Annotated in this window: 5 protein-coding genes and 1 other annotated feature; all 5 genes read left to right on the top strand. The window is 34.3% G+C overall.

What is annotated here, in order from left to right; genetic code table 11:
• Positions 1 to 50: 50 nt before the first annotated feature.
• A protein-coding gene (locus tag L652_RS0121670; protein WP_223230517.1) for an IS3 family transposase occupies positions 51 to 1270 on the top strand; the annotation gives its coding sequence in 2 pieces (ribosomal slippage) (positions 51 to 339 and positions 339 to 1270; 1221 coding nt in all).
• Positions 329 to 445: a sequence feature (AL1L pseudoknot), on the top strand. It overlaps the preceding gene by 117 nt.
• Before the next feature lie 197 nt (positions 1271 to 1467).
• On the top strand, positions 1468 to 4641 hold the full coding sequence (locus tag L652_RS1000000124405) for an AAA family ATPase (protein ID WP_024597456.1): 3174 nt from the start codon (positions 1468 to 1470) through the stop codon (positions 4639 to 4641).
• Between the two features lie 177 nt (positions 4642 to 4818).
• The gene (locus tag L652_RS0121660) at positions 4819 to 5775 is read left to right on the top strand and encodes a phosphotransferase (protein WP_024597455.1); all 957 of its coding nucleotides are present in this window, start codon (positions 4819 to 4821) and stop codon (positions 5773 to 5775) included.
• A 146-nt stretch (positions 5776 to 5921) separates the two neighbouring features.
• Entirely contained in the window at positions 5922 to 6551 is a 630-nt protein-coding gene (gene upp / locus L652_RS0121655) for a uracil phosphoribosyltransferase (protein ID WP_002958676.1), read from the top strand.
• A 10-nt stretch (positions 6552 to 6561) separates the two neighbouring features.
• A partial coding sequence (locus L652_RS0121650) for a solute carrier family 23 protein (RefSeq protein WP_029753350.1) occupies positions 6562 to 6811 on the top strand: 250 nt, incomplete at its 3' end.

Below are 6811 nucleotides of genomic sequence, written 5' to 3'. Positions count from 1 at the left end.
TGAATCGCCCCGTGTTTGCCAGAGACTCAATAACTTGAGAAACTGGAACTATGAAAAAATCAAATCGCTATACATCAGAATTTCGTGAACGTGCAATTAGGCTTGTTACCACACAACAGCATGAATACCCTTCTCTTTGGGCTGCGCTAGTATCGATTTCAGATAAACTGGGATGTACCCCAGAAACACTTAGAGCATGGGTCAAGAAATCTCAAGCTCAACCGTCTAAACCCTCTTCTAATACGCAATCAACTGAAGAACGCCTTGCCGTCTTAGAGCGCGAGAATAAAGAGCTCAAGCGAACGAATGATATCCTGAGGCAAGCTGCCGCTTTTTTCGCCCAAGCGGAGCTCGACCGCAAACAGAAGTAATAGTGGATTTTATTGATGCTTGCAGAGAGCATTACGGTGTCGAGTCAATTTGCAAGGAATTGCCGATTGCACCATCAACGTATTATTCTCATAAACAGATACAAAGAGAGCCTGAGCGACTGTCTAACCGCAAAAAGCGTGATGCTGAGCTGATAATACTCATTCGCGAAGTGTGGGAGGATAATATGTCAGTTTATGGTGCAAGAAAAATATGGAAGCAGCTACAGCTTGACGACCATCAAGTCGCCCGCTGTACAGTCGAACGATTGATGCGAGTTATGGGAATTCAAGGTGTTCGTCGGGGTAAAGCACATAAGACAACGATACCTGACGAGCAACAAGATAAGCCACTTGATTTAGTTAATCGTCAATTTACTGCTGAGCAGCCAAATCAACTTTGGGTAGCTGACATCACCTATGTTGCCACATGGAGTGGGTTTGTTTATGTCGCTTTCGTGATAGATGTTTTTTCACGATACATTGTAGGTTGGCGTGTATCAACGACAATGCACACAGAGCTTATTCTTGATGCGTTAGAGCAAGCTATTTGGCATCGTGGCAACCCCGAAGGGTTAATTCACCACAGCGACAGAGGCAGCCAATATTTGTCTATACGATACACTGAGCGACTTGCTGAAGCTGGAATTCAAGCGTCTGTAGGCAGTGTGGGTGACTCTTATGACAATGCATTGGCTGAAACAATAAATGGATTATTTAAAACAGAGATTATTCGCAGAAATGGCCCGTGGAAGAATGTTGATGCTGTTGAATACGCAACGTTAGAGTGGGTCAATTGGTTTAATAATCAACGCTTATTATCTTCAATTGGGTATATTTCACCAGCTCAATATGAAACAGACTACTATGATAATTTAAACGAGTCAGGTAAAGTGGCCTGACTTAAACAAACTGGTCTCCGATGAACTCGGGGCGATTCATTTATTGGGCTTTGATATAGATACTTCTAGAAAAAAGGATGTTGATGATAGCTTAATATTAAGTAACATTTCAGAGAAAATAATATCTAGTCGATACTCCAAATTCAATAAGGATGATAAAGCAAATTTTATTTCACTAATCATAAACGAGAATAAACATGAAAATTAAAAAAGTTGAAATCCAAGCTTTTAAAGGATATCTAAAAAAAGAAGATAGTACATTCGACTTTATGATTAATGACGAACCAGCAAAGCTAGTTGCTATACATGCTCCAAATGGATATGGTAAAACATCCTTCTATGATGCTATTGATTATGCCATAACAAATAATATTCACAGATATATAAGAATTCCATCAATAAAAACACTCAACAATAAATTGTCTTCAGACCAAATACATGATTCTGGTAATGATTTTGGTAGTAAGCTGATTTTAAGAAATATAAACAACCCAGATAAATTGAATACGACTGTAACCGTTGATACGACTATCGAAAATTTTACTGCTTCAATCAGTGCAGATAAAGCGACTAGAGATTATGTATTCGATCCGAATAAAACGCCTAAAGATAGGAAGTTTTTTGAAAAAGTCATTTTATCTCAAGAAGCTATAGATGGTTACATAAGAGAGTCTAGACCAGAGCAAAGGTATCTCGAATTTATTGAGTGTCAATCAGATGATATAAAAGAATTAGAGTCAAGTCGTATTGAACTTTATCAGGCTCTTTCAGATATTAACTCGATGAAAACTATTATCGAAGATAAGCTGGCTTTACTTAAGAAAGAATCTATAGATTCTCATAAAGATTCAATTGTTAAAGAAAAATTCACGAAATATGTGAGCGAACTTATTAAACTTGGTATCGAATTACCTAGCTTTGATGGAGTAGAACAAAATAAAATAAAAGAACAAATTGAGATGGTTTTGAATAATAAACTTTATCTCATAGAAGAAAAAAATAAATCACTAAATGAAGAAAAAGAGATTATAAAAAAAGAGATATCTAAATATCATGCTGAGTATAGAAAGTCATTTAGGGAGATTAAAAGGCTTTCATTGGAAAAAGGTGCAATACTATCCAATAAAAATAACTATGAAAACCACCAGTTATTGATAAAGAAGATCTTTAATGAAAATAAAGAGTTAGATTTTAAAATAAAATTACAGAATGAAGCTTTCGAATACTATGAAAAAATCCCTGCATACATAAAAGCAAAACTCAATGTTAACTCTCTAGTAAAATCTAATGAAGACAAATATCATAAGGTTAAAGAACTTTCAGCGTCCAACTTAAAACTTAGTAAAACAATAGAGAACTCGAAAGAAATAATAAACAGCGGTTTATCTTATATTAATGTTCTTCAAAGGAAAAGAGACGGGTTAGATAGTAATTATCTACAATTAGAAGAGTTAACGAATAAAAAAATTCATTTAATTGAAAAATCAAATAAAGACAAAGAAGAATTATCAGTAAATGAAACTAGAGTTTCTGAAATTAATGAAATCATCAGTAAAACAAAAAACATTGATTTTGTATCCTATGGTTGGGAAAATGGTCTACAAGAATTAGGTCTTATAACTTCTGATGATTATAAACTTATACTAAGTAATAAGATAAAATTACATAACATTCAAAAAGAAGAGAATAAACTTAAGCAAAGTGCATCCAACCTTAAAGAAAACGAAGAAGAATTAAAGAAACTCCAAGGTTATGGATTGACTTACTTAAGTAAAGTTTCAAATTCGAGTATCTCAAACTGCCCATTATGTTATTCTCCCTTTGAAAATCATGACAAACTATGTGAAAGCATACAAAATAATGAATATTTAAAAGACTTTATTGATCCTATTTATCAAAAAAACTTGGAGTTTAGAAAAAATAAGGAAGCTATAAACTCATCGACAAATGAGATCGCACAACGCTATGAACTTTTAGTACTACAGCACCTTTCTGATAAGCAGTTAAAATTAAATGATTTACTCAGTGAACAAGAAAAAATAAAAGGAATTTTATCTAAGGATTCAAATGAACTAGATGACTTTGAAAAACGGATAAATAATCTACATTCAATAACACAAGGTAAAGATAAAGATACAAATATAGCAGATATTAACAATGAAATTTATCTTTATGAAAACTCTCATAATAGATTAAATGAAGTTATAGATACTCACAACTTAACAATAATAAACAATAAAGAAGAAATATTTGCTCTTGAGTCACTAATTTCTAATAATAATGAGGATTTAAAAGAGCTAAGTTTAGTTAAAGAGTTTGAAGAGTTTTTGATTGCTAAGCTTTCTATTGAATTGAATAGTACAATTGAAGATGATGTTAAGACCACTTTCTACAACACTCTATCAATATTAAACGAAAGCAGCGACACTAAGAAACAAAATATTGCTAATTTGGAGTTAGTGAAAGATAAACTATCTCAACCGATTGAAACTTATCTAAGATTATCTGAAGATGATGCGATTGAATCTTTCAACAAAATTTTCACTGATATTAATATTAAAATCAACAGAGAGAAAGAGAACATCGATAGTCTCTACTCAATTCTACCAATAAACATTCAAAGTGATGTTTTTGAAATGAATGAGGATGACTTGAGTTCTATTCTAAATCACCAGTTTAATGAGAAATCTTTTGAATATGATAACAGTAGTAAAATATCTTTTTGTCTCAGAGGTTTATTAAATCTTCTTGAAGTTTACTCCAAATATATAAAAGTAATTAATATTGATGCACAGATAAAAAATGAAGAAGAAGAATTAAGTAGCATCTCTTCTGTTGTTAGTATTTTAAATGATGATGTATCGTCAATAAATACACGTCTGAAGAAAAAAATTGATTCTTACTTCTATTCTGAGTTAGTAAATCAAATATATTCTAAGATCGATCCACACCCAGGGTTTAAGAAAGTTGTATTTGAATGTACGTTCAGTGATAACGACAAACCTAAGCTTAACGTTTACCTTTCTAATGACGAAAGTTCAGCTCTTATTTCGCCTAATATCTACCTCAGCTCAGCACAGATTAGCGTTCTAAGCTTAAGTATTTTCATGGCTAGAGCTTTAAATTCCGAAGAGTACAAAGGGAATGCAGTAGACTGCATTTTAATAGACGATCCAGTGCAATCAATGGACTCTATAAACGTTCTGTCAGTAATCGATTTGTTCAGAAATTTAGCCGTAATGTTTAATAAACAGATCATAATCTCAACTCATGATGAACGATTTTACAATTTATTCAAAGCCAAAGCTCCAAGAAATATTTCTAAGTTTTTAGAACTTGAATCACATGGTAAGGTTAAATCAGGGTTGTAGAAAATAAACAAAGAAATAAATAAGATAAAGAAATAACCTGGTGTAGTGGCATAGTGATTTTGGCCACTATTTACATACAAACTTGTATAAAACCAAGTGGAGCTTTCTTATGCCTTAGTTTTATTAAAAACGTCCACTAATGTTAAACTACAAAAAACTTAATTACTTAATATAGCTATGGCATTTTACATTCCTTTATTACAACCTCACTTTAAGCACATTGAAATTGGCGATACGCTTACATCACTTTGGAGTGGATGTGGCAGTATTGTGCAGTGCCGGCTTGATGATAAAGCCTGCGTTATTAAAGCGATTAAAATACCCAGTTATATACACCATCCTAAAATTAAACAAAGCGAATTTGCGCTTAAAAGAAAGCAGCACTCGTATAGTGTTGAATACACATTTTATAAGCTTTATAGCCAACATTTACCAGTACATGCGCAAAGTATTGAATGTATAGGTGCAATTAATAAAGACGATGAATACGCGCTGGTGTTTAAAAACTTTACCAAACATGGGTTTACTCAAGCAGGGCCACAACATGTTAAAGCTATATTAAGGTGGCTTGCACACTTTCATGCGTTTAACTTAAGTAAACCCGCTGATGGGTTATGGCAGCAAGGCAACTACTGGCATTTAAGCACGCGCCCAGATGAGTTTAATAAACTAAAAGATAACCTTGATAAAAAGTCCGATATTAAAAATGCTGCACATAAAATAGATGAGCAACTACAAAGTTGTGCGTATAAAACGCTGATTCATGGCGATGCAAAACTTGCTAACTTTGCAGCAAATGAGCGCGATGAAATACTCGGTTATGATTTTCAGTATATAGGTGCAGGTTGCGGGATAATTGATGTAATGTATTTTATGACCAGTTGCTTAAGTGATGCACAATTACACGGATGCGCTGATGAGTATCTTGCGTATTATTTTGATAATTTAAAGACTGCTATTACTACTTATCATCCTACAGCACCAGCAGGTAAAATAGCTGACAATTGGCTCGCTTTATGGCCTGCTGCATGGGCTGACTTTTATCGATTTTTAGCTGGCTGGAGCCCCGAGCACCAAAAAATAAATAGTTATATGCAACAGCAAGTAAACAGCTGGTTAGCGAGTAACATTTAATAAACACAACGGGTTGATGGCTTGCATAAATATCAAGCAAAACAATGCATTTTGGCACGATATATGAAAATCTCTTTAAAACTACAGGTCAAATGACCTTTTTTAATATAAAATACTGCAAATTCTTGTATCAGTAGGTTTATATCATGGCAATTCACGTTATTTCTCACCCTCTTGTTCAACATAAACTAGGCCTAATGCGAGCGCATGGTATTAGTACTAAAAGCTTTCGTGAATTATGTTCTGAAGTTGGAACCTTATTAACTTACGAAGCAACTAAAAACCTACAGTTAGAAGATAACGAAATTACAGGCTGGGATGGCAATAAATTAAAAGTAGAGCATATTAAAGGTAAAAAAATTACCGTAGTGCCTATTTTACGCGCTGGTCTTGGCATGATGGACGGTGTTATGCAGTTATTACCAGCGGCTAAAGTAAGTGTGGTTGGTCTTGAACGTAACGAAGAAACACTAGAGCCAGTACCATATTTTGAAAAGCTAGTAGGTAATATTGATGAGCGCTTAAGCTTAGTTATTGACCCTATGCTTGCAACGGGTGGCTCAATGATTGCCACAATCGATATGCTTAAAAAAGCAGGCTGTAAAGAAATCAAAGTAATTGTATTAGTAGCTGCGCCAGAAGGTGTGGAAAAAACACTTACAGCACATCCCGACGTAGAAATATTTACAGCCTCTGTAGATAGCCACTTAAACGAAAAGGGCTATATTATCCCTGGTTTAGGCGATGCGGGCGACAAAATATTCGGTACTGTTTAGGAGTCTTTAAGTGCAAAATAATGACACCTTTTCAATAAAAACTATTTTAACAGGCGCGCAAATGCTGTTTGTAGCATTTGGTGCGCTGGTATTAGTGCCACTTTTAACGGGCTTGGATCCTAATGTTGCGCTTTTTACCGCTGGCATTGGTACTTTGCTGTTTCAGGTAGTGACTAAAGGCCAAGTGCCTATATTTTTAGCTTCATCGTTTGCTTTTATTGCACCTATTATTGCCGCTGTGCAAATGTGGGGCGTGCCAG

Origin of the sequence: Pseudoalteromonas sp. TB25 (assembly GCF_000497995.1) — a bacterium.
Taxonomy (GTDB): domain Bacteria; phylum Pseudomonadota; class Gammaproteobacteria; order Enterobacterales; family Alteromonadaceae; genus Pseudoalteromonas; species Pseudoalteromonas distincta.
The sequence above is the reverse complement of the archived record's forward strand: the minus strand, read 5'-3'. Positions and strand labels throughout refer to the sequence as shown.

What these genes read in the sequence shown, in the direction of transcription:
- L652_RS0121660 (WP_024597455.1), top strand. Translation starts at nt 4,819, where the DNA reads ATGGCATTTTACATTCCTTTATTACAACCTCACTTTAAGCACATTGAA.
- upp (WP_002958676.1), top strand. Translation starts at nt 5,922, where the DNA reads ATGGCAATTCACGTTATTTCTCACCCTCTTGTTCAACATAAACTAGGC.
- L652_RS1000000124405 (WP_024597456.1), top strand. Translation starts at nt 1,468, where the DNA reads ATGAAAATTAAAAAAGTTGAAATCCAAGCTTTTAAAGGATATCTAAAA.